This is a genomic window from Martelella sp. AD-3, assembly GCF_001578105.1.
Lineage (GTDB): Bacteria > Pseudomonadota > Alphaproteobacteria > Rhizobiales > Rhizobiaceae > Martelella.
Map to the genome: position 1 here is coordinate 2,791,225 of NZ_CP014275.1, position 26,842 is coordinate 2,818,066.

The 26,842-nt window shown below is 62.2% G+C and carries 21 protein-coding genes and 1 tRNA gene; 5 read left to right on the forward strand and 17 right to left on the reverse strand.

The genetic code is table 11. The features are described 5' to 3' along the window. Positions 1-22: 22 nt before the first annotated feature. From AZF01_RS13055 to AZF01_RS13080, 6 genes are all read right to left on the reverse strand, one after another. Positions 23-778: an alpha/beta fold hydrolase gene (locus AZF01_RS13055; protein WP_024708215.1), complete on the reverse strand. Its 756-nt coding sequence runs from the start codon at positions 776-778 to the stop codon at positions 23-25. Beyond that, complete coding sequence (locus tag AZF01_RS13060) at positions 775-1,752, reverse strand: ABC transporter ATP-binding protein (protein WP_024708214.1); 978 nt, start codon at positions 1,750-1,752, stop codon at positions 775-777. Before AZF01_RS13060 ends, AZF01_RS13055 begins: the two co-directional genes overlap by 4 nt. Further along, entirely contained in the window at positions 1,749-2,771 is a 1,023-nt protein-coding gene (locus tag AZF01_RS13065; protein WP_024708213.1) for an ABC transporter ATP-binding protein, read from the reverse strand. Before AZF01_RS13065 ends, AZF01_RS13060 begins: the two co-directional genes overlap by 4 nt. Next, positions 2,771-3,655, reverse strand: a complete 885-nt coding sequence (locus AZF01_RS13070) for an ABC transporter permease (RefSeq protein ID WP_081725780.1) — start codon at positions 3,653-3,655, stop codon at positions 2,771-2,773. Before AZF01_RS13070 ends, AZF01_RS13065 begins: the two co-directional genes overlap by 1 nt. Positions 3,656-3,663: 8 nt before the next feature. Further along, entirely contained in the window at positions 3,664-4,605 is a 942-nt protein-coding gene (locus AZF01_RS13075) for an ABC transporter permease (RefSeq protein WP_024708211.1), read from the reverse strand. A gap of 65 nt (positions 4,606-4,670) precedes the next feature. Continuing rightward, positions 4,671-6,245: an ABC transporter substrate-binding protein gene (locus AZF01_RS13080; protein ID WP_152534527.1), complete on the reverse strand. Its 1,575-nt coding sequence runs from the start codon at positions 6,243-6,245 to the stop codon at positions 4,671-4,673. A gap of 195 nt (positions 6,246-6,440) precedes the next feature. Between AZF01_RS13080 and AZF01_RS13085 the strand changes: the two genes are divergently transcribed. After that, positions 6,441-7,460, forward strand: a complete 1,020-nt coding sequence (locus AZF01_RS13085) for a LacI family DNA-binding transcriptional regulator (protein ID WP_024708209.1) — start codon at positions 6,441-6,443, stop codon at positions 7,458-7,460. A gap of 83 nt (positions 7,461-7,543) precedes the next feature. Here the strand turns inward: AZF01_RS13085 and mmsB are convergent, their stop codons facing one another. The 4 genes from mmsB to chvE (AZF01_RS13105) form a co-directional block, all read right to left on the reverse strand. Continuing rightward, positions 7,544-8,737 (reverse strand): multiple monosaccharide ABC transporter permease, encoded by a 1,194-nt coding sequence (mmsB, locus tag AZF01_RS13090; RefSeq protein WP_024708208.1) that lies wholly within the window; start codon positions 8,735-8,737, stop codon positions 7,544-7,546. A 12-nt stretch (positions 8,738-8,749) separates the two neighbouring features. Beyond that, the gene (gene mmsA, locus AZF01_RS13095; RefSeq protein WP_024708207.1) at positions 8,750-10,270 is read right to left on the reverse strand and encodes a multiple monosaccharide ABC transporter ATP-binding protein; all 1,521 of its coding nucleotides are present in this window, start codon (positions 10,268-10,270) and stop codon (positions 8,750-8,752) included. 79 nt (positions 10,271-10,349) lie between these two features. After that, on the reverse strand, positions 10,350-11,423 hold the full coding sequence (chvE, locus tag AZF01_RS13100; RefSeq protein ID WP_024708206.1) for a multiple monosaccharide ABC transporter substrate-binding protein: 1,074 nt from the start codon (positions 11,421-11,423) through the stop codon (positions 10,350-10,352). A 405-nt stretch (positions 11,424-11,828) separates the two neighbouring features. Next, the gene (gene chvE, locus AZF01_RS13105; protein ID WP_024708205.1) at positions 11,829-12,902 is read right to left on the reverse strand and encodes a multiple monosaccharide ABC transporter substrate-binding protein; all 1,074 of its coding nucleotides are present in this window, start codon (positions 12,900-12,902) and stop codon (positions 11,829-11,831) included. Between the two features lie 424 nt (positions 12,903-13,326). On the opposite strand from chvE (AZF01_RS13105), the gene AZF01_RS13110 reads away from it, so the two are divergent. Next, positions 13,327-13,403, forward strand: a tRNA-Arg gene (locus AZF01_RS13110). A gap of 168 nt (positions 13,404-13,571) precedes the next feature. After that, complete coding sequence (locus AZF01_RS13115; protein WP_024708204.1) at positions 13,572-14,690, forward strand: PQQ-dependent sugar dehydrogenase; 1,119 nt, start codon at positions 13,572-13,574, stop codon at positions 14,688-14,690. Between the two features lie 111 nt (positions 14,691-14,801). Here AZF01_RS13115 and AZF01_RS13120 read toward each other — a convergent pair whose 3' ends face one another. After that, positions 14,802-15,944: a DUF1176 domain-containing protein gene (locus AZF01_RS13120; RefSeq protein WP_161633031.1), complete on the reverse strand. Its 1,143-nt coding sequence runs from the start codon at positions 15,942-15,944 to the stop codon at positions 14,802-14,804. Positions 15,945-16,500: 556 nt separating this feature from the next. Here AZF01_RS13120 and AZF01_RS13125 point away from each other — a divergent pair. Further along, complete coding sequence (locus tag AZF01_RS13125; RefSeq protein WP_024708202.1) at positions 16,501-16,716, forward strand: cold-shock protein; 216 nt, start codon at positions 16,501-16,503, stop codon at positions 16,714-16,716. A gap of 434 nt (positions 16,717-17,150) precedes the next feature. Here the strand turns inward: AZF01_RS13125 and rpoD are convergent, their stop codons facing one another. From rpoD to AZF01_RS13140, 3 genes are all read right to left on the reverse strand, one after another. Then, entirely contained in the window at positions 17,151-19,208 is a 2,058-nt protein-coding gene (gene rpoD / locus AZF01_RS13130) for an RNA polymerase sigma factor RpoD (RefSeq protein WP_024708201.1), read from the reverse strand. 421 nt (positions 19,209-19,629) lie between these two features. Beyond that, positions 19,630-21,588, reverse strand: a complete 1,959-nt coding sequence (gene dnaG / locus AZF01_RS13135; protein WP_024708200.1) for a DNA primase — start codon at positions 21,586-21,588, stop codon at positions 19,630-19,632. Between the two features lie 157 nt (positions 21,589-21,745). Next, positions 21,746-22,198, reverse strand: coding sequence for a GatB/YqeY domain-containing protein (locus tag AZF01_RS13140; RefSeq protein ID WP_036237095.1), 453 nt, complete (start codon positions 22,196-22,198; stop codon positions 21,746-21,748). Between the two features lie 339 nt (positions 22,199-22,537). Here AZF01_RS13140 and carA point away from each other — a divergent pair, with 339 nt between their 5' ends. After that, on the forward strand, positions 22,538-23,746 hold the full coding sequence (carA, locus tag AZF01_RS13145; protein ID WP_024708198.1) for a glutamine-hydrolyzing carbamoyl-phosphate synthase small subunit: 1,209 nt from the start codon (positions 22,538-22,540) through the stop codon (positions 23,744-23,746). 24 nt (positions 23,747-23,770) lie between these two features. Here carA and AZF01_RS13150 read toward each other — a convergent pair whose 3' ends face one another. The 3 genes from AZF01_RS13150 to AZF01_RS13160 all read right to left on the reverse strand — a co-directional run bounded on the left by AZF01_RS13150 (position 23,771) and on the right by AZF01_RS13160 (position 26,774). Then, positions 23,771-24,433 (reverse strand): VC0807 family protein, encoded by a 663-nt coding sequence (locus AZF01_RS13150; RefSeq protein WP_024708197.1) that lies wholly within the window; start codon positions 24,431-24,433, stop codon positions 23,771-23,773. A 98-nt stretch (positions 24,434-24,531) separates the two neighbouring features. After that, positions 24,532-25,914 carry an MATE family efflux transporter gene (locus AZF01_RS13155; RefSeq protein WP_051424062.1) on the reverse strand — a complete coding sequence of 461 codons (1,383 nt, stop codon included), beginning with the start codon at positions 25,912-25,914 and terminating at the stop codon, positions 24,532-24,534. Positions 25,915-26,093: 179 nt separating this feature from the next. After that, entirely contained in the window at positions 26,094-26,774 is a 681-nt protein-coding gene (locus AZF01_RS13160) for a glutathione S-transferase (protein WP_024708195.1), read from the reverse strand. Positions 26,775-26,842 lie beyond the last annotated feature (68 nt).

A 26,842-nucleotide genomic window follows, 5' to 3' on the forward strand; every position in this document is an offset into this window, starting at 1 on the left:
TTCCAGCCGACCGCGACATACTTTATGGCGCTGTTGCGGCGCGCACCCCGTCGCTTCCCGCCGTCCCTTCGGCGAGCCACGCGCCAAGCGCCGCATTGACCGCGTCGGCCTGCTCGATCGGCGCGTTGTGGCCGGCCTCGGGGATCATGGTCAGGCGCGATCGGGCCGAAATCGCATGCATTTCCCGCGACAATTCCGGCGGCGTCACCGTATCCCGTTCGCCGCAGATGATGGTGACCGGGCCCTGATAGGCGGCAAGCGCGGAACGTCCGTCCTTTCGGGCGATAATGGCCGCCTGCTGGGAGAAGAATGTGTCCATCCCCATATCGACGCCCATGGCCACGAGATCGTCCATCAACGCAGGCGACACATTGTCCGGACGGAAGCAACACGCTTCGAGGCTCGCACGATAGGCTCGCGCCATGCCGACCTGACGAGCCGCGATCATCGCGGCGCGACGCTCTACCGTGCGGCGCGCATTCTCGGGCTGGGCCGAGGTCGCGATCATCGCGACGCCGACAATCCGTTCCGCATGTGTCGCCAGAAGACGGCAAAGGATGTAACCGCCCATCGACCAGCCTGCCACATGCACCTTCTCGGGAAGCCGGCGGGCAATGATCTCCGCCATTTCGGCGATGCTTTGCGCCGCAAAATGCTCTTCCGGCACGATCACCTCATGACCGAGCGCCTCCAGAAACGGAATCTGCAACTGCCAGACCCTGCGATCGCACTGGAGGCCGGGGATCAGCATCACCGGCTGTTTTTCTCCCGCGCTCATGGCGTTTCCGCCAGGTCTTCGGCATGGTGACAGGCAACCAGACGCCCTGGGCCGATCGGTCTCAACGGCGGTTTCGAAAGGCATCGCTCCGTCGCATGGGGACAGCGCGGCCGGAAATGACAGCCCTCCGGCGGGTTCAGCGGGCTTGGAAGCTCGCCCTTCAGCAGCCGCTCGCGCTGCCCCTGGGGGGCCGGTCGCGGCACGGCCGACAATAGCAGCCGGGTATAGGGGTGCGCGCTTCCGGCAAAAAGGTCGTGGACCGGCGCCAGTTCGACAATCCGCCCCAGATACATCACTGCGACCCGGTCGGCGATGTGGGCGACCACCGAAAGATCATGCGAGACGAAGATCAGCGTCAGGCCCATCTCCTGCTGCAACCTGAGGATCAGGTTGATGATCTGCGCCTGGATGGAGACGTCGAGCGCGGAGACCGGCTCATCGGCCACGATCATCTCCGGGTCGAGCGCGATGGCGCGGGCGATGCCGATGCGCTGGCACTGGCCGCCGGAAAGCTCATGCGGATATTTGTCGAGGTGATAGGAGGACAAGCCGCAGGCCGACGCCACGGCCTCGACGCGGGCGCCGATTTCCGCCGGGCTGCCGTAGCGGTAGTTCCTCAGCGCCTCGGCAAGGATCACCCGCGCCGTCATCCGGGCATTGAGCGAGGCATAGGGATCCTGGAACACCATCTGGAACCGCCGCCGCGCCGCGTGCAGCCGCGCGGCGGAAACGGCGTTCAGATCTTCGCCGTCAAAGGCGATTGCGCCCTCCGTCGGCTTTTCCAGATGCATGATCAGCCGGGCGAGCGTCGACTTTCCGCAGCCCGACTCGCCAACCAGGCCGAGCGTCTCGCCCTTCCGGATTTCCAGGTCGACGCCGTTGACCGCATGCAGAAGCCGGGGTTTGCCGAAGAACCCGGCCTTGCCGATATCATAGGCCTTGCTCACGCCTTCAAGCTTCACCTGCACATTCATTGCCAAGCCCTCACGATTTCATTGGTCTCAAGCGCCGCGGCGACATCGCCGGCATTGAGGCAGGCGGCGCGATGACCTTTCCCGACCGCCCGATGCTCGGGCAGCACGGTTTTGCAGGCGGGCGTCGCGAAGGCGCAGCGATCGGCATAGATGCAGTGCTCCACCCGATGATCGAGACGCGGCACGGCGCCCGGAATTTCCTTCAGCGGCCGGCGATGGTGAAGAGCGCCCGACAGCGGCAGGGCCTCGATCAGCCCGGCCGTATAGCCATGGGCGGGCCCGCCGAGGACCGAGGCCACCGGCCCCTCCTCGACCACGCGGCCCGCATACATCACCATCACCCGGTCGGCGGTCTCGGCAACGACACCCAGATCATGGGTGATGAGGATCACCGACATGGAGAGATCGCGCCTCAGATCCGTGATCAGTTCCAGGATTTCCGCCTGCACCGTCACGTCAAGCGCCGTTGTCGGCTCATCGGCAATCAGCAGTTCCGGATCGCAGGCAAGCGCCATCGCGATCATCACTCTTTGCCGCATGCCGCCCGAAAGCTCGTGCGGATAGGCGTTGATCCGGTTCTTCGCATCGGGAATGCGCACCAGATCGAGCATTTCCAGCGCCCGGACCATCGCCGCCTTTTTCGGAACGCCCCGGTGACGCGCGACGGTCTCGGCGATCTGCATGCCGATCGTGTGGACCGGCGTGAAGGAGGTCATCGGATCCTGAAAGATCATCCCGATCCTGCCGCCGCGGATCGCGCGCATCTCCCGCTCGCTCTTTTGCAGCAGGTCTTCTCCGTCGAGCACGATGCTGCCGGAGGGATAATGCACGCCGTGGCGCGGCAGAAGCCGCATCACCGACATCGCCGTCACCGACTTGCCGCAACCCGATTCGCCGACAAAGGAGAGGATTTCGCCGCGGTCCACATGAAAGGAGACGTCGATGAGCGCGTGGTGAATGCCCGCCTTGCCGGAAAAGGTCAGCGACAGATTGTCGACGGAAAGAAAGGTCTCGCCCATCACAATATCCCCCTTTTGGCCTTGCGCGGGTCGACCGCATCGGAAAGCCGGTCGCCCAGAATATTGACGAGCAGCACCAGCAGCGAGAGCGCAAGCCCCGGATAGAGCATCAGTTCGGGATGCAGCCGGAACATGGACTTTGCCGCCGCCATCATCCCGCCCCAGCTCGGAATATCCGGCGAGACGCCGACGCCGAGAAAGGCAAGCACGGCAGAGGTGATGACGGCTGAGGCGCAGGCATAGGTCGCCTGCACCAGGACCGGGCCGAACATGTTGGGCAGCACATGGCGAAACACCAGCGGCAGGCCGCGCGTGCCGATCGAAACGGCGGCGGCCAGATAGGGCTGGCGGCGGATGCCGAGCACCAGCGCGCGCACGACCCGCACCATGCGCGGAATTTCAGGAACCGTGATGGCGACGATGACGGCGGCAAGCCCCTGTTCCATCAGCGAGGCGAGCGCGATGGCAAGCAGCACGGCCGGGATCGACATCATCGCATCGTTGAGACGCATGACGATGGCGCCGCCGAGGCCTGAAAAACCCGCATAGACCCCGATGGCGACGCCGATGAGGGTGGTGATTCCGGCAACGGCAAAGCCGACGGCCATGGAATTGCGGGTGCCGTAGATCAGCCGGGCATAGACGTCGCGGCCGAGATTGTCGGTCCCGAGCCAGTGTTCGGCCGACGGCGGGCGGTAGCGCATGGCCGGATTGATCGCCATCGGATCGCCCGCCAGAAGCGGCGCAAACACGCCGACCAGGGCCATGGCAACCAGCATCGCGAGCACGATCGTGACTTCGCGGTGGACCTTGAGAAAACGGAAACCCTCGCTGACGAGAAGCCGGGTTTCGGAGGCGCGGACGCTCCTGGCAGTCTCTTCCATGACGGCCGTCATCCCCTCACCCTCGGGTCGAACAATGCGTAGCTCAGATCAACGATCAGGTTGATGAGGATGAGCGTCACGGAAAAGAACAGGATGATGCCCTGCACCACGGGATAGTCCCGGCGCACGATGGCATCGACGGTGAGCCTGCCGATCCCCGGAATATTGAAGACGCTTTCGGTCACCACCACGCCGCCGATGAGCGCGGCAAAGCCTATGCCGATGACGGTGACGATCGGCACGCCCGCCGTCTTCAGCACATGCACAGCGAGAATGCGGCCGGTGCCCATGCCCTTGGCCTTGAGCGTGCGCACGAAGTTCTCCTGCAGCAATTCCAGAACGGCGGCCCGCGTGACGCGGGCGATGAGGGCGGCGAACACGAGCATCAGCGCAACGGAGGGCAGCGTCAGCGAGACAAGCGTTGCCCAGATGCCATCCGACAGCGGCTCGTAGCCCTGGACGGGAAACCAGCGCGCCTTCACGGCGAAGAGATAGACCAGCAGATATGACGTCGCGAAGACCGGCACGGAGAAGCCGGCGACCGAAAAGGCCATGATGATGCGGTCAACGAGACCGTTGGCCCTCCACGCGGCAATCGTGCCGAGCGGGATAGCGACCAGCACGGTCAGCGTCATCGTATAGGCGGCAAGCATGAAGGTCGGTTCGATGCGCTGGGCGATCAGTTCGGTCACCGGCTTGCCCGAATAGACGCTTGCGCCGAGATCAAGACGGACGGCATCGGAAAACCAGATGACGAACTGCGCCGGCAGGGACTGATCGAGATGCAGCCGCTGGCGAATCTGCTCCACCTGGGCGGGGCTCGCATTGTCGCCGGCGATCAGGAGCGCCGGGTCGCCCGGTGCCAGATGCACCAGAAGAAAGATGAAGACCGAGACCAGAAGCAGGGTCGGTATGGCCGCAGCCAGTCGGCCGAGAATATAAGCCGGCACGCGTTCCTCCCGGAAAGTTTGGTGCAAGACGGGCCGACGTCACTCGCCTCGGCCCGTCATGATAATCAGTTTTCGGTGCGCGATACGTTCCAGAAGAACGGAACGGGGCTTTCGATATAGCCTTCGAGATCGGTCGAAAGGCCCTGGCTCGGATAGACCTGGCCAAGCGGCACATAGGGCACGAGGTCATGCGTGACCTCCTGCATGCGCGTGGCCAGCAGCTTCTGCTCTTCCGGATCGCTCGTTGCCGCGAACTGCTCGCGCAGTTCCTGCAGTTCTTCCGAGCAGGCCCAGCCGAACCAGCCGTCACCGCAGGCGCCGGCGACATAGACATTGGTCATCGGATTGATCTGGTCGACATAACCCCAGCCGGTGAAGAACAGGTTCCAGCCGCCGTCCGCGACCGGCTCCTTCGACGCGCGCCTGGTGGAAACCGTCGCCCAGTCGGCAATCTGCTCGTCGACGACGAAGCCCGCTTCCTCCAGCATCGGCTTCAGCACCGAATAGGCCGCGTCCTGCCCGGCGATATCGGTCACATGCATGATGTGTACCGGCGTGCCATCATAGCCCGCCTCCGCCAGAAGCGCCTTGGCCGCCTCCACATCGCGGGTCAGAACCCGGTCGGTGTTGACGTCGCTTTCGAACGGCGTGTTGCAGAAGAAGACGGCCGCGCAGATCTCGTAGAGGTCGGTATTGTCGCCGTTCATCGCCTGCATGAAGGGCTCCTGCTCGAGCGCGAGCTGCAGCGCATGGCGGATCTTCGGATTGTCGAAGGGCGGGTTCAGATGGTTGACGACCAGCTGCAGCGAATTGCCGGACTGAAGCGCCGGCTCGGCCACCGCCTCGTTCTGGCCTTCGAAGAGCGGCAGCATGTCGGCCGGCACCTCTTCCATCCAGTCGATCTCGCCGGCGAGCAGCGCGTCGATCGCGGTTGCCGTGTCGGGAATGTTGACGATCTCGATACGATCGAAACCCGCGACTTTTCCGCCCGCGGCCATGGAGGCCGGCTCGTCTCGCGGCACATATCCCTCGAACTTTTCATAGGGCGCGATCGAGCCCGGCACCCATTCATCGACCAGGAGACGGTAGGGCCCGGAGCCGACCGGTTCGGTCACCGGGTCGCCCGGATCCTGTTCGGCCAGCCGTTTGGGCATGATCACCGGGATATTGGACGAGATCTTGCCGATCGCCGGCAGAACCTGGGCCCAGGGCTCGGCCATGGTGATGACGAGCGTTTTGTCATCGGTCGCCTCGATGCTGTCCATCTTGGAGAACATGATCTTGCCGAGCCCGTCGACCTTGCCCCAGCGCTGAAGCGAGGCCACGGCATCTTCGGCCGTGACCGGACTGCCGTCATGGAAGGTCAAACCGTCGCGCAAAGTGATGGTATAAACCAGATCGTCATCGGAAACATCGACGCTCTCGGCCATTTGCGGCTGAACCTCGAAATTCTCGTCCAGCGCGAACAGCACGTCATAGATCAGATAGCTGGCATTGCGGATGGTGTAGTTGGTCGTCGAGATCGGATCGACGGAATTGATGTCGCCGTTCATGCGCAGACGAAGCACGCTGTCATCGGCAAAGGCCGGCGCGGCGGCGGTCGCCAGGGCGGCGGCCAGAAACAAGGCGGATGTCTTCAATTTTCCCTCCCGAAACACGCAACCTTTCGCATCCTCCACGAACAGGTCGCTTTTATCCCCTATTCTTCGTATACTAAATACACGAAACGTTACGTATTTACCGTGAAATCAGACAATGATCAAGCCGATTCCGCTGAACACGCTGGCGATTTGAGAAAAACCGTGTAAACAGAGGGTATTGAATCAGGGGGAAAAATGGCCACAATCAAGGATGTAGCGAAGGCCGCCGGCGTCTCCGTAACCACTGTTTCCGCCACGATCAATGACAGCGCGCCGGTCAGCGCAACGTTACGCGCCCGGGTCAATGCTGCGATCGCGGCCGTTGGCTACGTGCCCAATCCGGTGGCGCGGAACCTGCGCCTCGGCCGCTCGCGCCAGATCGGCCTGCTCGTGCCCGATATCGCGGCGCCCTATGCCGCCAGCATTGCCCGCAGCATGCAGGCGGCGCTCTCCGACAAGGGCTATTCGATGTTCTTCGCCTCCAACGGCGACGATCCCGCGCGCGAGCTGGCCGACATCGCCCGCATGAGCGACCATCAGGTGGCGGGACTGGTGCTCTTTCCCACATGCCTCGGAGAGCGCTACGCGGAAAACATCATCCCCGCGCTCAGGCGCCCGACTGTGATCATCGACCGCATCATAGAGGGCGCGCCGTTTGATTGCGTCGTTGACGACAATGCGCTTGGCGCCCGCCTGATCGTCCACCATCTGCTGCAGCTCGGTCACCGCGATATTGCCGTGATTGCCGGGCGCACAGGGATCTCGGTGTCCGACGACAGGCTGGAGGGCACCCGTGCGGCGCTCAGCGAGGCCGGACACCCGGTTCCCGACAACTTCGTCTACACCCATCATCAACGCGAGGATCAGGCCTTCCGGGCCGCGCAGGATCTGATGTCGCGGCAGAACCGGCCGACAGCGATCGTGACGATCAACACGATGCAGACCCGCGGCGTGCTGCAGGGCCTGAAGTCGATGGGGCTGAAGGCGCCGGATGACGTCTCGCTGATTTCCTTCGACGGGCTGCATTTTTCGGCGGGATTCGATCCCGAGATCACCTCGCTCGATCAGGACATTCCGGCGATCGCCGAAGCCGCCGCCGGCATGTTGATCGAGCGGCTGGAGGCCGAGGACACGACCGCCCGGGCCACGCCTCCGCGGCTCCTGCGCCTGCCGTCGCGGCTGATCGTGCGCTCGTCCTGCCGCAGGCGCGGCTGACAGGCCGCGCAGAACGCAAAAAAAGAGGGGCAGAGCGGAAACCGCCCTGCCCCTCTTTGATTTTCGGCCCGTGACTTTCGCCGTCAGGCCTTGTTCTTGTTGTAGACGTCGAAGACGACGGCCGCGAGCAGGACGAGGCCCTTGATCACCTGCTGGTAATCGATGCCGATGCCCATGATCGACATGCCGTTGTTCATGATGCCCATGATGAAGGCGCCGACAACCGCGCCGACGATCTTGCCGACGCCGCCGGACATCGACGCACCGCCGATGAAGACGGCCGCGATGACATCGAGCTCGAAGCCGTTGCCGGCCTTCGGGGTCGCGATGTTGAGGCGGGCCGCGAAGACGAGACCGGCAAGGGCTGCGAGCATGCCCATGTTGACGAAGACGATGAAGTTCAAACGTCTCGTGTTGATGCCGGAAAGGGCTGCCGCCTTCTCATTGCCGCCGATCGCATAGACGCGGCGGCCGAAGGTCGTGCTTTCGGTGATGAAGGTGTAGATCACCGTCAGGATCGCCATGGAGACCAGAACGTTCGGCAGGCCGCGGAAGGAAGCGAGCTTCCACGAGACGAAGACCAGGACCGCCGCGACGATGATGTTGCGGCCGAGGAAGAAGGAATAGGGTTCATCCTCGATGCCGTAGGCAACATTGCGCGAACGGGCCCGCCAGGCGAGATAGACGATCGCGGCGGCGGCGATGATGCCGGCGGCAAGCGCCGTCATGTTCGGCTTTCCGACCCCGAAAATGTCCGGCACGAAGCCCGTGGACAGAAGCTGGAACGAGCTCGGGAAGGGACCGACGGACTGGCCGTTCAGGAGCCACAGCGACAGGCCGCGGAAGATCAGCATGCCCGCCAGCGTGACGATGAAGGACGGGATCTTCCAGTAGGCGACCCAGTAACCCTGCCACGCGCCGATCAGCATGCCGGCGAAGATGCAGACAAAAATCGTGACGATGACCGGCACGTTCCATTGCACGATCAGCACGGCGGCAAGCGCGCCGATGAAACCGACGATGGAGCCGACGGACAGGTCGATATGCCCTGCCACGATGATCATCAGCATGCCAAGCGCCATGATGATGACATAGGAGTTCTGCAGGAACAGGTTGGTGATGTTGACCGGGCGCATCAGAACGCCGTCGGTCACGATCTGGAAGAAGGCGATGATGACAATCAGCGCAAGCAAGATGCCGTAGTCGCGCATTCTCAGCGTCAGGTAGGAGCGAATCGAGGGTTTGCTCTGGCCTGCATTTTCCTCAGGAGTATTCATCGTCATCTCTTTCTATTTTCTGACAATGAAGGACATGATGCGTTCCTGGCTCGCCTCTGCGGCGTCCAGCTCTCCCACCAATGCCCCCTCGTTCATAACGTAAATGCGGTCGCACATGCCGAGCAGTTCCGGCATTTCCGACGAGATCATCACCACGCCGCGGCCTTCGGCCGCAAGCTGGTTCATCAGGCTGTAGATCTCGAACTTCGCGCCGACATCGATGCCGCGGGTCGGCTCATCGAGGATGAGCACGTCCGGCTGGGTGAACAGCCATTTGGACAGAACGACCTTCTGCTGGTTGCCGCCCGAAAGATTGACCACGCGCTGGGCCACCGTCGGCGTGCGGATATTCATCGCCTTGCGATAGTATTCCGACGTCTTGGTCTCTTCCGCCGTGTTCAGCACGCCGTATTTCGAAACGCCCGGAAGGTTTGCCAGCGTGACGTTCTTGGTGATCGGCTCGTCCAGCACGAGCCCGAGCGCCTTGCGGTCCTCGGTCACATAGGCAAGGCCGGCGAAGATCGCCTTCGGCACGGTCGAGACATCGACCTTCTGCCCGCCGAGCCAGACCTCACCGGAAATGTTGCGGCCGTAGCTGTGGCCGAAAATGCTCATGGCAAGCTCGGTGCGCCCGGAGCCCATCAGCCCCGCAATGCCGACGATCTCGCCGGCGCGCACATTGAACTTGACGTTCTTGATCACCTTGCGGTCGGTCTGCTCGGGATGCCAGACGCTCCAGTCTTTCACCGCCATCAGCTCCTCGCCGATGTTGCGCTCGCGGTCGGGGTAGCGGTTTTCCATCGCCCGGCCGACCATGGCCTGGATGATCTTCGCCTCGCTGACCTCTTCCTTGTGGCAATCGATATCGGCGACCGAAGCGCCGTCGCGAATGACGGTGATGCTGTCGGCGACCTGTTCGACCTCGTTCAGCTTGTGGGAAATCAGGATCGAGGTGATGCCCTGCTGCTTGAGTTCCAGAAGCAGGCTCAGGAGCTTGGCGCTGTCGCTTTCCGAAAGGGCCGCGGTCGGCTCGTCGAGGATCAAAAGCCGCACGTCCTTCGACAGCGCCTTGGCGATCTCGACAAGCTGCTGCTTGCCGACGCCGATCTTTTCGACGAGGGTTGCGGGCGGATCCTTCAGCCCCACCTTGCGCAACAGTTTTTCGGTCTTCTGATAGGTATCCGGCCAGCTGATCACGCCGGACTTGGCGACCTCGTTGCCGAGAAAGATATTCTCGGCGATCGACAGTTGCGGAACCAGGGCAAGTTCCTGATGGATAATGATAATGCCCTTCTTTTCGCTGTCCGAGATACCGCCGAACGTCGCCAGTTCGCCGGCATAATAAATCTCGCCCTCATAGCTGCCATGCGGATAGACGCCTGAAAGAACCTTCATCAGCGTCGACTTGCCAGCGCCGTTTTCGCCCACAAGCGCGTGGATTTCGCCTTCTTCGACAGCGAGATCGACATCACTCAACGCTTTCACGCCCGGAAAGGTCTTTGTGATTTTTTTCATTTCGAGCAATGTTGTCATGACACCCTCACCCGGCTGGCGCCCGGCGCCGCCGCCGACCGGAACGGCCGGCGGCAGGCCCCACGCGAAGCTCTCGGGGTTACTCTTCGATCTGCTTCATCGTGTAGTAGCCGCTGTCGTCGACCAGGATCTGCTTCCAGTTGTCCTTGGTCACGGCGACCGGCTCCAGCAGGTAGGACGGCACGACCTTGTCGCCATTGTTGTAGGTCGAGGTGTCGTTGATTTCCGGCTGCTTGCCCTCGGAAATTGCCTCGACCATGCCGACGGTGACTTCGGCAAGCTTGCGGGTATCCTTGAAGATCGAGGAATACTGCAGGCCTTCGATGATCGCCTTCACGTTCGGCAGGTTCGAATCCTGGCCGGTGATGATCGGCATCTTCATGTCGCCGGAGCCGTAGCCGAGGCTCTTCAGCGAGGAGATCGCGCCCATGGCGAGGTCATCATTGGAGGCATAGACGCCGTGCAGCGGCTGCTGCGTGTAATAGGCCGAAAGCAGGTTGTCCATGCGCGCCTGGGCGGCCGCATTCGACCAGTTCAGCGTGCCGATCTTGTCCATGCCCATCTGGCCCGACGGGATGACGATGTCGCCGGAATCGATCAGCGGCTGGATCACCGACATGGCGCCGTTGTAGAAGAAATAGGCGTTGTTGTCGTCGGGCGAACCACCGAAGAGCTCGACATTCCAGGGCTTGGTGTCGGGGAAGCGGGACTTCAGGCCTTCGACCAGGCTGTTGCCCTGAATGACACCGACCTTGAAGTTGTCGAAGGTGGCGTAATAATCGACATTCGGCGTGTTGAGGATGAGGCGGTCATAGGCAATGACCGGAATACCGGCTGCTGCGGCATTGGCCAGCGGCGCCGTCAGCGAGCCGCCGTCGATTGCGGCGATCACGAGGACGTCGACGCCCTTGGTGATCATGTTCTCGACTTGCGAGAGCTGCGCGGGAATTTCGTTTTCGGCGTATTGCAGGTCGGTCTTGTAGCCGGCTTCCTGGAACTGCTGCACCATGGACGCGCCGTCCTTGTTCCAGCGGTCCAGACCCTTGGTCGGCATGGCGATGCCGACATAGCCCTTGTCGGCCGCGATCGCCGGCGCCGCAAGCGCCGCCACGGCCACGCTTGCGGCAGCAAGCATCGAGATAACGCTTTTCATGTCTCTCTCCCATTTGGAGGTCGAAGGCTTCCGGCCACGACCTCGACTTGAAACGTAATGCCATCGGTCGAAACGCTTTTCAGCGTCCTTCCGGCTCCTTCCGCAAGGCACCCGGCACTTGCCGGTTTCGGCCATCGCGGACGGGGGTGACGATACATCTTGAGGCACGTTAGTCAAATCAATTTATTCGATTGAAAACACTTTGTGCGCTGCAAAACATATTCTTTTGACAAACGTCATATACTGTCATTTGTCGTTATTTTTCTCTTTAGACCGTACTTAAATCAGTAATCTCCGGCATGCTGCGCCTGCACATTTGCGCTTCGACCGGAAACTAGCAGCAAACGGCCGCGGAAACCAGAAAAAGGCGGAGCCCGCGCCCCGCCTTTTCTTTCATGTTCGGATTTACTGCTTGATCTGCTCGAGCGTGTAGTAGCCGCTCTGGTCGACCAGGATTTCCTCCCAGTTCGAACCGTCGACGGCAACCGGCGCGAGCAGATAGGAGGGCACGACCTTCACGCCGTTGTCATAGGTCTTGGTGTCGTTGATCTCCGGCTCGCCGCCTTCAAGCAGCGCCTCGACCATGCCGACGGTGACGCGGGCGAGCTCGCGGGTGTCCTTGAAAACGGTGGAGTACTGCTCGCCCATATTGATCGACTTGATCGAGGGCAGTTCGGCGTCCTGGCCGGTCACGATCGGCATCTTCTGGTCACCGGAGCCGTAGCCGACGCCCTTGAGCGAAGACAGGATGCCGATGGAAAGACCGTCATAGGGAGACAGGACGCCGTGGATGGTCTCGTCGGTATAGTTTGCCGACAGAAGGTTATCCATGCGCGCCTGGGCAACGGCGCCGTCCCAGCGCAGCGTGCCGACCTGGTTCATGCCCATCTGCCCGGAAACGATGTCGATCTTGCCGTCATCGATCATCGGCTGCAGCACCGACATGGCGCCGTCATAGAAGTAATACGCGTTGTTGTCGTCCGGCGAGCCGCCGAACAATTCGACATTCCAGACCTCTTCGTCCGGGAAACGCTCCTCAAGGCCCTTGACGAGGCTGGAGCCCTGCTGGACGCCCACCTGGAAGTTGTCGAAGGTGGCGTAATAGTCGACGTCGCCGCTCTCCCGGATCAGGCGGTCATAGGCGACGACGGGAATGCCGGCGGCCGCCGCATTGGCGAGCGCGTTGGACAGCGTCGTGCCATCGATCGAGGCGATGACCAGGGCATCGACGCCCTTGGTGATCATGTTCTCGATCTGCGACAGCTGGTTGGGAATATTGTCCTCGGCATATTGAAGGTCGGTGGCGTAACCGGCTTCGTTGAACTGCCGGACCATGGATTCGCCGTCGGAAATCCAGCGGGCGGACGATTTCGTCGGCATGGCGATGCCGATCGTGCCCTTGTCCTGCGCAAAGGCCGGCACGGCAAAGGATGTCACCGCCATTGCCGCAATGGCGAATGCAGATACTACGAGTTTCATCTCTCTCTCCCAATTCACGAAACGTGCGTTTCGTCTGCCCCCCGCACCGGGCGCACCACCCGGCGTCTTCCGCCCTCCCGGCGGGCTGAAACGAAGCCGTGAGCGGGTCGCAGATCGCGTTTCGAACCTCGTTCAAGGGGCGTGGGGTGTCAAATTGAGAACGCCGAAGCAGATATACCAATTCTGCTATATGTCGACCGGGATGGACATTAACATTCTGGCGTAAATGACTTTTTCACGACAGACACTTCAGGTTAGCAAGCGCTTACTTCTACTTTGGTCTATAGCTCTCCGGCCGCCTGCGCACCGACGGATGCACGGGCCTGCGGCCTTTCCGAGCGTTTTGTCTTTTTTGCGATTGATGCGCGCCCAAAGCTGCGCTAAACAACGCGGCAATGCGAGCCCGCCAGGCGGGAACGCAAGGGCGCCCGTAGCTCAGCTGGATAGAGTGTTGGATTCCGATTCCAAAGGTCACAGGTTCGAATCCTGTCGGGCGCGCCATTTCCCCTCCTGATCCTGCCGCGGCAGTTCGGCTCCAACAGGGGCCGGCGTCTTCCGGTCTTCTTCGACTCACAATCTTGTGTGATGCCAGCCCCTTGCCGGGCGCCGGATCGCGCCTAGCTCAATGGCGAGGACGATGTTCGCATCTCATGCCAGAGGAGGCCGCCCGTGACCTTTGCCTTTCCGAAGACCGTCGCGCTCGTTGCCGTTGCCGCAGCCCTGGCGCAGGCCCAGCCCGCACGCGCCCAAACGCCGCCGCTTGCCGTTGAGGAGATCGCCTCGGGCCTTGCCCATCCCTGGTCCGTCGAACCCTTTGACGACGGCGGCTTCGTGGTGAGCGAACGGCCCGGCCGGCTGAACCTCATCGATGCCGAGGGCGGCATACGCGAAGTCTCGGGCCTGCCGGAGGTCTACGCGGCAGGTCAGGGCGGATTGCTCGACGTGGCGCTCGATCCGGATTTTGCCGACAATCGCGTGATCTACTTCACCGCTTCGATCTCCGGCGATGGCGGCCAGGGCACCGCGGTGTTCCGCGCGACCCTTGATCGCGCGGCAGCGCAACTCGGTACGGTCGAGCGGATTTTCGCCATGAACCGGTTTACCGGCACCAACCGCCATTTCGGCTCCCGCATTGCCATTGACGAAGGCGGCAACCTCTATTTCGGGATCGGCGACCGCGGCGAGCGTAACCGCGCCCAGGACGCCGGCGACCATGCGGGCTCGATCCTGCGCATCCGCCCCGATGGCAGCGTGCCGGACGATAACCCCTATGCCGGAGAAAGCGGCGCGTCTGCCGAAACCTGGTCCATCGGCCACCGCAATCCGCAGGGAATCACCATCGACCCCGCGACCGGCATTCTCTATACGGTTGAGCACGGCGCGCGCGGCGGCGACGAGATCAACATCCCCGAGGCCGGCGCCAATTACGGCTGGCCGGAAATCTCCTACGGCGTGCATTATTCCGGGGCCGAGATTGGCCGGGGCACCCATGCGGAGGGGCTGGAACAGCCGCTCTATTACTGGGACCCCTCGATCGCGCCCGGCGCCATCGCCGTCTATCGCGGCGAGATGTTTCCCGAATGGGACGGCGACTTCCTCGTCACCGCGCTGAAGGACCGGCTGCTCGCCCATGTCGCGCTTGACGAGAACGGCGAGCCGACGGCGGAACACCGTCTGTTCGAAGACCGCTTCGGCCGGCTGCGCGACGTGAAGGTCGCGCCCGACGGCGCGGTGCTGCTGACGACCGACGAGGCGAACGGGCAGTTGCTCCGGGTCTACCGTCCCTGAACGACGATGCTGGATCATCGGGCGGTTAATCTGAACCGCCCGATGATCCATCTCTTTGTTTAGGCGCATCGGGTTATCGAAAAACCGGTAATCCCTATTTCGCCCGATGCTCTATTTCGCCTCGGAGGCGTTGGCGGCGTTATCGGCCTTGTTGGCCGTGTTGGCCTTTTCCGCCGCATCTCCGTGCCGCCCGAGCGTCGTCTGCCAGGTCACCGGCCAGTTGGCGGCGCCGACATCCTTGCCGTCGCAGGCGCTCTTGGCGCGCTCATGGGTGAGTACGAGCGGGTTGCCCGTCGCCTGCTCCTCGAGGCTCCAGTAATGCGCCAGGCCGCAATCGCCGAGCCCGCGTCCGAGATAGACGGATGAAAGCTTGCGGTTGTCGAGATCGAAATTGACGTTGTAGACCGTGTCGAGGACGGTGATGCCGGCCTCGCTGACATTCGGAAACTCGGCCCGGTGGAATTCCTGGTCCTTGCCGACATAAAGCTGGTAGGGCTGGTTATAGGCCCCGGACGGCCCGCAGGGCAGGAGCATGATCGTGCTGGCGCCGGCATTGAACCCGAAGGCATCGGCCTGATCGAGATGGGCCTCATCGGTGTAGCAAACGCTGTTCTCGTCGCTGAGATTTCTGAGGATCGACGGCGGCAGTTGCTTGTAGCTGTCGATCGACCAGACGCTGACGCTCTCGGGCGGCGCGGCGGCGCCCTTGTCCACCAGCGCGTCCGTGCGGCCCTTGCGGCCCTGCAGGTCATCAACGAAACGGGCGCTGTCGGAAAGGCCGGCAAGCGCGATGGTCGAGGCAAAATCGCCAAGCCCGCCGCTATAGGCGATCGTCGCGCTTGTGCCGGCCGTCATCTTTGCAAACAACGCCGCCAGCGCCGCGGGATCGCTGACGCCGAAAGTGCCGACGGCTTCGTCCTTGGCAAGATCAGCGATGGCGACGCCATAGGCCTCGACGCCGTCGATGCTGATGCGGAAGGCGCCCTTTGCATCGCCTTTCTGGAAGAAGCCGGGCGGAAAGGGCAGGCTGAGCGAAAGCGGCGCTGCGGGATCGGCGCTTCTGTGCCACTGGATCGCGGCGAGATCGGCATTGCCGCCCTGCGGCGACGGCGGGTTGAGCGAGATCGTGCAGACATAGGCATTGTCGCAGCTCACGGCCCAGTCGTCGATCTGACGATATTCGAATGCGCCGGCGGGAACGAAGCCGAGGGCGAGGGCGAAGGCGGCAATCCGAAACGACAATCTGTGACGCATGGGCATCTCCCGGAAATCTCAATATCGCATCGCGCACCGTCGGCGCGTCCGTTCTCGTCGGGGCTTCGCCGTTCCCCTCCCCTACACCAGCTTCAGGCCAAAAAGCTAGAGCCGGGTAAGGCGCGCGCGCCATTCCCGATCATCCTGGCGACCAGCGGCCCGAAGTCCGCCTCAGTATATCCGTGATCGATGTTCTTGGAAGCGCTTCGAATTGTCCGAACCAATACAGCTTCCAGCGCGCATTGAGATGCCTTCTCCATCGATTGTCAAAGTTTCGCTTGCCAAATTCGTGTAAACACCGCATTCTGATTGTGTTCGGGCATTTTGCGAGCACGGGAAGACCATATAATCTCATGCGCGCCGGAAACGCTAACTTTCCGGGCGGCCTTTGAAGGATTTGGCCTGTAGTCGTGTTCAGGTCGTCCGGAGCCGCGGTAATAAAGGTACCTTTCCTTAAAAATTCGAGAAACGCCTGCGCTGCCCAGAAGGGCAAAACGAGCATTGGAATACCGCCCATTTTCGTGCAAGCGGGGCGGTGAGAAAAGGACCTTGAAGTATGGCCGAGACTGGCACCGTGAAATTTTTCAATACCGATAAGGGCTACGGCTTCATCAAGCCGGACAATGGCGGCGCGGACATCTTCGTCCACATCTCCGCCGTGCAATCTTCCGGCCTGACCGGACTGACGGAAAACCAGAAAGTCAGCTACGACACCGAGCCGGACCGTCGCGGCAAGGGCCCCAAGGCGGTCAACCTGCAGGTCACGGAGTAAGTTTCTCCGGCCGTTGCGCCGGAAGCTGCGCGGAAGGCCCCGCCTTCGGCCTGCAAGATATGCACAGGCGCTTCGAGGAGCGGCGCCTGGGCTTTTGGCTCTCCGCACGCACGAGGGAGCCGTCGTCCTGTGCTGTGCCCACGGCCCCAGGCGGGTGATGCCTCTCGGCGCTTTCCGGACATGCGAATGTTGCTCGCTCCGGTCTTTGCCTTTCCTCCCCGTCCCCTTCAAGAGAACGCCGGCCAAGCCGAGATGGACAGGCGCGGGCTTGCCAGACAAAATCATCAAGTCGAGAATTCTGGCGCCGTCCATCCATCGATCTGCTCCGTGCTGTTGTGGAGCGACCATTTTCGCATCAACGCGGAACGGTTCAGTGCGAAAAACCCGGCCTTTCGACCGGGTTCTCATTATTCTCACAAAAGATGTCTGCCTGATCAGCTATCGAGGAAGCTCCTGAGCTTGCGGCTGCGGCTCGGGTGCTTCAGCTTCCTGAGCGCCTTGGCCTCAATCTGGCGGATACGTTCGCGGGTCACCGAGAACTGCTGGCCGACCTCTTCCAGCGTATGGTCGGTGTTCATGCCGATGCCGAAGCGCATGCGCAGCACGCGCTCCTCACGCGGCGTGAGCGATGCCAGAACACGGGTCGTGGTCTCGCGCAGGTTCGCCTGAATGGCCGCGTCGATCGGCAGCAGCGCGTTCTTGTCCTCGATGAAATCGCCGAGATGCGAATCCTCCTCGTCGCCCACGGGCGTTTCCAGCGAGATCGGCTCCTTGGCGATCTTCAGCACCTTGCGGACCTTTTCGAGCGGCATGGAGAGCTTTTCGGAAAGCTCTTCCGGCGTCGGCTCCCGGCCGATCTCGTGCAGCATCTGGCGCGAGGTGCGGACGATCTTGTTGATCGTCTCGATCATGTGCACCGGAATGCGGATCGTACGCGCCTGGTCGGCGATCGAGCGGGTGATCGCCTGCCGGATCCACCATGTGGCATAGGTCGAGAACTTGTAGCCGCGGCGATACTCGAACTTGTCCACCGCCTTCATCAGGCCGATATTGCCTTCCTGGATGAGGTCGAGGAACTGCAGGCCGCGATTGGTGTATTTCTTCGCGATCGAGATCACCAGTCTGAGATTGGCTTCCACCATCTCCTTCTTGGCGATGCGCGCCTCGCGCTCGCCCTTCTTGACCATGTGGACGATGCGTCGGAACTCGGCGATCGAGATGCCGGTTTCAGTCGCAAGGCTCTGGATTTCGCTCCTGAGCTCCTTGATATCGGCGCCGTCCTGGCTGGCGAATTCCTTCCAGCCCTTGCCGGAAAGATTGCCGATCGACTTCATCCAGTTCGGATCAAGCTCGGCCCCGTGGTAATGCTGCAGGAAGTCGTCGCGCGAGACGCCGCGCTGGGTGGCCTTGCGCAGAAGCTTGCCCTCGTTTTCGACGAGGCGCTTGTTGATGTCGTAGAGCTGTTCGACCAGAAGGTCGATGCGGTTCTGGTTGAGCGACAGCGACTTGACCGCGCCGATCAGCCCTTCCTTCAACTCCTTGTAGCGGCGCTCCTGGGCGTTCGTCAGCGTGCCGGTGGCGGCAAGACGCGCCTCCACCTGCTGGTCCTGCAGCTTTCTGAGCTTCACATAGGTCTCGGCGATCAGGTCGAGCGTTTCCATCACCTGCGGGCGCAGTTCCGCCTCCATGGCGGCAAGCGACAGGCTGGATTCGTCCTCTTCCTCGTCGTCCTCCTCCGGCTGCACGCCCTCGCCGCCGACATCGGTGACGTCGTCGGAACGCTTCTTGCGGGCCTGTTCCTTCTCTTCCGCCTTCTTGCGGTCAGCCTCGATCTTTTCCGGGCTCTGGAACTGCGGCGCAGCCTTGGCCTCGGGACCGGAATAGGTTGTTTCCAGATCGATGATCTCGCGCAGAAGCGTCGTGCCTTCGTTCAGCTCGTCGCGCCAGATGATCAGCGCCTGGAAGGTCAGCGGGCTTTCGCAAAGGCCGGCGATCATCGTCTCGCGGCCGCTCTCGATCCGCTTGGCGATGGCGATCTCGCCCTCACGCGACAGAAGCTCGACCGAGCCCATTTCGCGCAGATACATGCGCACCGGATCATCGGTCCGGTCGGTCGGTTCCTTCTTCTTCGTCTGGGCAACGGCCGTCCCCGTCGTCGTCGCCACTTCCGTGCTGTCGCTGTCGGAATTGCCGTCGTCGTCGGAAGAATTGTCGCTATCGCCGCTGTCGCCGTCGTTGTCGACCTCTTCCTCGTCCTCGATCACGTTGATGCCCATGTCGGACAGCATCGCCATCGTGTCCTCGATCTGCTCGGAGGTCACTTCGGAAGAGGGCAGGACGGAGTTCAACTCGTCCATGGTCACGAAGCCGCGCTTCTTGGCGGCCTTGATCATCTTCTTGACGGCATCATCGGAAAGGTCCAGAAGAGGGCCGTCGGTTCCGCCTTCGCGTTCGGTTTCGGCTTCTTCGTTTTCCTTGACTTTTGTTGCCATAGATTTTGCTTCCCTGACGCTTATGCCGTAGTTTCTCGAGCGGCATTACCGACAAATGATTAAGGACCTTTTTAGAGGTCCGTTCCGGTCGGCTTCAAAACTTCAACCATGAACAGGACAGACTTCACCATCGCGGAGCCTGTCACCCCGGGTGAACACTGTCCAGATCATGAAATTGCGCTGCGTTGTGCCATTCTAACTGGTGATTCCCAGATTTTCGCCATCCGTCAAGCGTCAAAACGGGGATCGCGCGATTTCATATCGTAAATGCGCTCCAAATGCCACCCGCGTGACGCTTCTATCGATGTCCGGACCGATGCAGCCTTCCTGACGACCCGCGAGACTACATTTAGAACGAAGTGAAGGAAATACAAGGTGCGGCCAGGACCGGCGCCCGAGAATCCTTCATCGGCGCGCCATGCTAACCCGTCGCGCCGGAGCGCCCGCCGCGGCCAGACATCAGTCCGAACCCCTCGATCTCCGCTTCCTGGTTGTCGATCCGGCTGATTTCGTTCTGCACTGAAATCAGCGCCGGCATCAATTCTTCGAGAAGCTCCAGATTGCCCTCCTCGGTCGCCTCGCCAAGCTCGCGCTCGAGCTCGGCCTTCTGGCGGGCAAGCGAGCGGGCGCGATTGTGCAGCGACAAGGCCTGACGATAGACCTCGCGCACGTCCTCAAGCGCCGCATCCGGCCCCGCGATCCAGCCGACATTGCGGCTGACATGGCTCTTGAGCTGACCGATCAAGGGCGCAAAGCCCTGATCCTCCAGTCTTTGATGAAGCTTTTCCCGGCCGGCGTCCGGCCGCGAGGCCTCGGCAAGGAAGACCGGCCAGAAGGCCCGCATCTCGGCTGCGTCGAAGGAAAGCGCGGCGATGCTGTCAAAATCCTCGCGCGCCAGTTCCGGGTGGGTCAGAAGGCAGAAAACCAGTTGGCATTCGCGAAAGGTGAGCGCGGCGCCGGCCGGACGGATGCTCGCAAGCGGCGAGCGCGACAGCCGTTCGGACGGCGAGAAACCGCCGCCCCTCGGCGCCTCGAAGCCCCTGCCCCGCCCCTTGCCAGGAACGAAACTGCCGCCGCGCGGGCTGCCGCCGCGAAAACGCTGGAAAAGGCGATTGCGGAAATCCTGCTGGTAGTGGCGGCGCACATTCTCGTCGCCGATGGTCTGCACAAGCTGATTGATCCGCGCCTCGATCGCCGCGCGCCGTTCGGGCGTCGCGTTGTCATCACTGCCCGCCTCGCGCTCGAAAACGGTGTCGGCGAGCGGCCGCGCCTGCCGCAGGATCTGCTCGAAGGCCTGCCTGCCGCCCTCGCGCACGAGATCATCCGGATCCTTGCCCTCCGGCAGATAGGCGAATCTCAGCGAATGGCCTGGCTTCAGCAATGGCAGCGCGACGCCTGCCGCCCTTTCGGCCGCGCGCTGGCCGGCACTGTCGCCGTCAAAACACAGAACAGGCTCGCTGGTCATGCGCCAGAGAAGCTGCAACTGGTTTTCCGTCAGCGCCGTGCCGAGCGGCGCCACCGCGTTTTCGATGCCGGCCTGATGCAGGGCAATCACGTCCATATAGCCTTCAACGGCGATCACAGTTCCGGCGCCGTCCGCGCCTGAAAGCGCGCGCCGCGCGCGGGCGAAGTTGAACAGAACATTGCCCTTGTGGAACAGTTCCGTCTCGTTGGAATTCAGATATTTCGCCAGCGCATCCGGGCGCATGGCGCGTCCGCCAAAGGCAATCACCTTCTCGCGCGAAGAAAGGATGGGAAACATGATCCGGTCGCGGAAACGGTCATAGGAAACAGCGATATCCGGTCCGTGGACCACGAGACCGCAGGCCTCGATCTCCCGCTTCTCCACGCCCTTGGCGGCCAGAAACTCCTTCAGCGCATTGCGGCTTTCGGGCGCATAGCCGAGGCGGAACGTGTCGATCGTGCGGGCGGACAATCCGCGCTCGCGCAGATAGGCCCGCGCCCTCGCCCCGTCGCCCGATTGCAGCCGGTCCTGAAAGAAGCCTGCCGCAAGCTCCATCACATCGATCAGCGTGCGGCGCTTCTCCTCGCGCTTCTGCGCCTGCGGATCGATTTCCGGCATCGGCAGACCGGCCATGTCGGCAATGCGCTGCACCGCTTCGGGAAAGCTCATGCCGTCAAGATCGGTCAGAAAGCGGAAATGGTCGCCGGAGACCCCGCAGCCGAAGCAGTGATAGCGACCCTTGCCGTCCTCGCAGTGAAAGCTCGGGGTCTTTTCGCCATGGAAAGGGCAGCAGGCCCAGAAGTCGCCGCGCCCCGCATTGGTCTTTCTGCGGTCCCACGTCACCCGCTGGCCGATGACATTCGAAATCGGCACACGGTCTCGGATTTCATCCAGAAATGACGACGGAAAGCGCATCTGGCCCTCGTTTGCGCCGGCAGAGCAGCCGGACTGCGGGGTGAACACCTGAACGGGCACTATTGCACCGCCGAAAGGCGCGCGCCCTCAAGCGACGCCGTCAGCGCGGGTTATCCTCCATATCCAAGGAGTTATCCACAGCCTTGTGGCGCGGTTGTTATTTAAGCATTTCCTTGACGACGCCGGAGGCCTTGGAGAAATCCATCTGGCCGGAATAGCGGTCCTTCAGCGTCTCGATGCATTTACCCATGTCGCGCAGGCCCTGGGCGCCGGTCTCCTCGACGACGGAGGCGCAGACCTCGCGGATCTTTTCCTCGGGCAGCTGCGCCGGCAGGAATTCGCGGATCACGGCCATTTCCTCGCGCTCCTGGGCGGCGAGATCATGACGCCCCTTCTCTTCGTAGAGACGGGACGATTCCTTGCGTTGCTTCAGCATCTTCAACAGGATCTGGCCGATATCATCGTCGCTGACCGGATCCTTCCCGCTCGCCCGGTGGGCAAGGTCACGATCCTTGATGGCGGCGTGAACCAGCCGCAGCGTGCAAAAACGGACCGGATCGTCGGCTTTCGAGCTATCTTTGAGTGCAAGTGCGAGTTTGTCGCGCAACATCAACCTACTCCTGGCAACGCCAGTTTTTTTGAGAACCTTCGCCGACACATGTCGACAAGCGGCGGCGTTTACCGAAAACGTGGACTGCGATCAAATTAAAAAACGGGTCCGTCATATAATTTGAGCAGATGCCACAAGTCTGCACCGAGAGCAATTGACCCGCAAGCAGCGTTTGACTATTTTCCCGCGACCGCATCAAAAAAAGGTCTGCCCGTCTCTCTGACCACCGGCGTCTCGCCGGACCGAAGAGTGAACCCGTTCGTGCGGGTCATATATAAGCGCAGGGCAGGTCTCGTTCAATCGGCCGTGAGGCCGGCGAGGAACACGACAGGGATTAAGATGACGACCTCCTCCGCATGGATGACTGAAAAGCCGACCGCCGTTCTGGTTCTGGCCGACGGCACGACGATTTTCGGCAAGGGTATCGGCGCAACGGGCCGCGTGCAGGCGGAAGTCTGCTTCAACACGGCGCTGACCGGCTACCAGGAAATCCTCACCGATCCTTCCTATCTCGGGCAGATCGTGACCTTCACCTTCCCCCATATCGGCAATATCGGGGCCAATGGCGAGGATATCGAGGACCTGACGCCGGCAGCCCGCCGCGGCGCCGTCGGCACGATCTTCAAGGCCGATATCACCCAGCCCTCGAACTACCGTTCCGCCGGCCATCTCGACGCGTGGCTGAAGGCGCGCGGCATTATCGGCCTTTGCGGCATCGACACGCGCGCGCTGACGGCATGGATCCGCGAGCATGGCGCGCCGAACGCGGTGATCGCCCATGATCCGGACGGCAATTTCGACCTCGACGCGCTGAAGGCGGACGCCAGGGCCTGGGGCGGGCTCGAAGGGCTCGACCTTGCCGTCGTCGCCACCTCCGGCCAGTCCTCCGGATGGGATGAAACGCCCTGGGTCTGGAACGAGGGCTACGGCACGCTGGGTGAGGCGGACGCGAAATATCACATCGTCTGCATCGACTACGGCGTGAAGCGCAATATCCTACGCCTGTTCGCCGGCCTTTCCTGCAAGGTCACCGTCGTGCCGGCCAAGACTTCGGCGGAAGACATTCTGGCGCTCTCGCCCGATGGCGTGTTTCTCTCCAACGGTCCCGGCGACCCGGCGGCGACCGGAGAATATGCCGTTCCGGTCATCCGCGCGCTGATCGACAGCGGCCTGCCGGTGTTCGGCATCTGCCTCGGTCACCAGATGCTGGCGCTGGCGCTCGGCGGAAAGACCGTGAAGATGCATCAGGGCCACCACGGCGCGAACCATCCGGTGAAGGACTACACCACGAACAAGGTCGAGATCGTCTCGATGAACCACGGTTTTGCGGTCGATTCGGCGTCGCTGCCGGACGGCGTCACCGAAACGCATGTCTCGCTGTTCGACGGCTCCAATTGCGGCATCTCGCTTGCCGGCAAGCCGGTCTTTTCCGTCCAGCACCACCCGGAAGCCTCTCCCGGCCCGCAGGACAGCCACTACCTCTTCCGCCGCTTCATCAATCTGGTGCGCGAGACGAAGGGCGAGGCACTCCTGGAAGAGCGCGCCTGAGGGACCAAGGGTCTTGAGATCGCTTCAAGGGGTCGCGTGTCGCGGCCCTTTTTTGTTGCGTGGGTGGCGTGAAAAGGCATGCTTTTCGCGAGCGGCCTCCGCATCGGCGATCGCCTTGCCCTTTCGCCCGCCATAACGCCAGCTCCACGCCATCATCAGCGCGAAGACGGCAATCCACATCGCCTCCGAAACCACCAGAAAGACGCTGACCGGCAGCAGCGGGATGAGCAGCGCGCGAAGAGAGGCTTCCCCGATCAGCACCGCCGCCCAGACAAGCGTCATGAAACGCATCAGCGCGCGATAATCGGCCGAGGCGGCATAGAGGCGGTTCAGGCGCTTGCGGTCTTCCCCCTCGCCCTCCGTGGCAAAATGAAACACCAGCGGGCGCGGCATGAGAAGCGAGCCGGCGAAGACGAGACCGATGAATCCGGTGATCAGCGAGTTCTTCAGCAATGCCAGATACGGGCTGTCGAAATAAAGGCTGCCGACCAGCGAGGCCACGGTGGCGGCCAGGGTAATGACGCCGATCGCCGCCAGCCGGTTGCTGCGGACATAGGCCACGACAATCACCGCGATCGGGAAGATCGAGCCGAGCGCCAGGGCGTGGACCGTTGAAAAATCGTAGTGCTTGGCCAGAAGATAGGTCAGCCAGGGCAGGACAGCCCCGAAAATGATGTCGTTGCGCATCGTCTTTCCTCCCGTCCGCAGTGACAGGTCCGGCTCGCGCCGGCCCCGTCACTATCGACCTGTTTTAGCGAAAACGAAAGGAAAAAGGCCCGTTCAGCCTAACCTTGCGTCTTTTGCAGCAGCCGCCAGTAGCGGATGCTGAGCATCACCGCCGCAGCCCCGAGACCGCAGAGAAAGCCGATCCAGATGCCGATCCCGCCGAGGCCGGCGGGAAAGGCGAGCAGCCAGGCGACCGGCAGCCCGATGATCCAGTAGGCAATCAGCACCAGCACCATGGGGATACGGGTATCTTTCAGACCGCGCAGAAACCCGTTCATGATCACCTGCGCCGTGTCGAGCAGCTGGAACAGCGCCGCGATGACGATCAAGGGCGCGGCATAGGCGATCACGGCTGCCGCATCCGGCAGGCTGACATCGATGAAGAGCGACGACAGCGCGCGCGGCGCGAACGCAAAGGCCAGGCCGCTTGCAACGGCAAAGCCGATCGCCACCACCATGACAATGGCGGAGGCCCGCGTCACATTGGCCCGGTCGTTCGCGCCGTGGAACACGCCGACGCGCACCGTGGCCGCCTGGGACAAGCCCAGCGGCACCATGAAGGTGATCGAGGACAGCTGGATGGCAATGCCGTGGGCGGCCAGCGGCACAGTGCCGAACTGGCCCATCAGAACCGACGAAACGGTAAACATCGATACTTCCGCCAGAACGGAAATCCCGATCGGCAGGCCAAGCAGGACCACCTCTCTCAGCGCCTGCCAGTCCGGTTTCCAGAAGCGGACGAAAAGCGCATAACGGGCAAGCATCGCGTCGCGGCCGATATAGGCGACCAGATACAGGAAGCCAAACGCCTGCCCGACAAAGGTCGCGATCGCCGCGCCGCGAATGCCCAGTTGCGGCATTCCGAACCCGCCGAGCACCAGCCCGTAGGCGACCACGGCATTGACGACCAGCGTCAGCATCGAAACCCACAGAACCACCCGCGCGTGACCCGTCGCGCTCACCAGCGAACGCAGGACCTGGAACAGCAGCGCCGGGAACAGCGCGAAGCCGACGACAAAAAGATACTGCGCCGCCTTGGCCGCCACATCCGGCTCCTGACCGAGCGCCAGAAGGATCGGTTCGGCCCAGAAGAACAACGGCAGAGACAAGACGCTGTAGATGATCGAAGCCCACATGCCCATGCGCATGGAGCGGCGCACGGCGACCTCATCGCCGCGGCCATAGGCCTGTGCGACCATGGGCATCACCGCGATGGCGAGCCCCATGCCGAAGATGAAGATCGTAAAGTAATACTGGGTTGCAAGGACAGCCGCCGCGAGATCCAGCGCGCTCAATTGTCCAAGAATGAAAATATCGGTGGCATTGATGCCCTGCTGGGCCAGTTGCGCGCCGATGAGCGGAATTCCAAGAGCAAAGGTTTCCCGGAAATGGGACAACCACGAATGACCGGCTGCGGAAGCAGGAGGCATTGTGACAGACATGATTTCACCAGAGGCTGACACGCCGGGGCCAGACAATAGCGGGGCTCCGGCGGCCAGTTTCTCTAGCCTGATTTTTAGGCAATTGCCAGTGTGAGGGGCGGCAAAAGAGGCACAAACCTGCCCCGAATTCTTCACGTTCGATCACAAGTCCGCGCAACCCTCGGCGCAATGACGGGCCATCACGAGATCGGATTGCCCCCATAGCGATAGGCCCCGCCGCGTTGCAGGGCGTGGCGGTAGGCCGGACGGGCGTGGATGGCGACGAGATAGTCGAGGAGGGCCTGCGGGCGCTGGTCGAAGGGAATGCGCTCCATGCCCACTTCAACGGGAAAGCTCATCATGATGTCGGCGGCGGTGAAATCCTTCCCCGCGAACCAGCCGTCGCGCTGAAGCTCGGCCTCCCAGAATGCGCCGTGGGTTTTGAGTTGCGGATCGGTGAGCTTCTTCATTACGCCGTTGGAGATCGCCTTCAGCAGCGGGCGCGCGAGCTTCGGACCCTGCTCCGGGATCTTCTGGAAGACGAGCTTCATCACCAGGATCGGCATGGCCGAGCCTTCCGAATAATGCAGCCAGTAGCGGTAGCGCAGCGCCGCATCGGTTCCGGGCGCCGGACGAAGCCCGCTGTCGGCGCCGTATTTGTCGATCAGATATTCGACGATGGCCGCGCTCTCGGCGATGATCGTCCCGTCATCCTCGATCACCGGCGATTTGCCGAGCGGATGGATTTTCTTCAGGCTGTCCGGCGCGCTCATGTCCTGGCCGCGCTTGTAGGTCTTGATCTCGTATTCGACCCCGAGCTCCTCCAGCAGCCACAAAATACGGTGGGCGCGGGAATCTTCGAGATAATGAACCAAAAGCATGGGAAACTCCTGAAAGAGACCGGGCGATCCGGTCTAGATGGCTTGCGTCGGGACGGGATACAAGTGTT

Bases quoted from the DNA above. Each gene is read 5' to 3' on its own strand.
- AZF01_RS13060 (WP_024708214.1), bottom strand. From the start codon at position 1,752: ATGAATGTGCAGGTGAAGCTTGAAGGCGTGAGCAAGGCCTATGATATC.
- AZF01_RS13140 (WP_036237095.1), bottom strand. From the start codon at position 22,198: ATGTTGCGCGACAAACTCGCACTTGCACTCAAAGATAGCTCGAAAGCC.
- chvE (WP_024708205.1), bottom strand. From the start codon at position 12,902: ATGAAACTCGTAGTATCTGCATTCGCCATTGCGGCAATGGCGGTGACA.
- AZF01_RS13160 (WP_024708195.1), bottom strand. From the start codon at position 26,774: ATGCTTTTGGTTCATTATCTCGAAGATTCCCGCGCCCACCGTATTTTG.
- AZF01_RS13085 (WP_024708209.1), top strand. From the start codon at position 6,441: ATGGCCACAATCAAGGATGTAGCGAAGGCCGCCGGCGTCTCCGTAACC.
- rpoD (WP_024708201.1), bottom strand. From the start codon at position 19,208: ATGGCAACAAAAGTCAAGGAAAACGAAGAAGCCGAAACCGAACGCGAA.
- AZF01_RS13055 (WP_024708215.1), bottom strand. From the start codon at position 778: ATGAGCGCGGGAGAAAAACAGCCGGTGATGCTGATCCCCGGCCTCCAG.
- AZF01_RS13125 (WP_024708202.1), top strand. From the start codon at position 16,501: ATGGCCGAGACTGGCACCGTGAAATTTTTCAATACCGATAAGGGCTAC.
- AZF01_RS13120 (WP_161633031.1), bottom strand. From the start codon at position 15,944: ATGCGTCACAGATTGTCGTTTCGGATTGCCGCCTTCGCCCTCGCCCTC.
- AZF01_RS13150 (WP_024708197.1), bottom strand. From the start codon at position 24,433: ATGCGCAACGACATCATTTTCGGGGCTGTCCTGCCCTGGCTGACCTAT.
- chvE (WP_024708206.1), bottom strand. From the start codon at position 11,423: ATGAAAAGCGTTATCTCGATGCTTGCTGCCGCAAGCGTGGCCGTGGCG.
- mmsB (WP_024708208.1), bottom strand. From the start codon at position 8,737: ATGAATACTCCTGAGGAAAATGCAGGCCAGAGCAAACCCTCGATTCGC.
- AZF01_RS13065 (WP_024708213.1), bottom strand. From the start codon at position 2,771: ATGGGCGAGACCTTTCTTTCCGTCGACAATCTGTCGCTGACCTTTTCC.
- carA (WP_024708198.1), top strand. From the start codon at position 22,538: ATGACGACCTCCTCCGCATGGATGACTGAAAAGCCGACCGCCGTTCTG.
- dnaG (WP_024708200.1), bottom strand. From the start codon at position 21,588: ATGCGCTTTCCGTCGTCATTTCTGGATGAAATCCGAGACCGTGTGCCG.
- AZF01_RS13070 (WP_081725780.1), bottom strand. From the start codon at position 3,655: ATGGAAGAGACTGCCAGGAGCGTCCGCGCCTCCGAAACCCGGCTTCTC.
- mmsA (WP_024708207.1), bottom strand. From the start codon at position 10,270: ATGACAACATTGCTCGAAATGAAAAAAATCACAAAGACCTTTCCGGGC.
- AZF01_RS13155 (WP_051424062.1), bottom strand. From the start codon at position 25,914: ATGTCTGTCACAATGCCTCCTGCTTCCGCAGCCGGTCATTCGTGGTTG.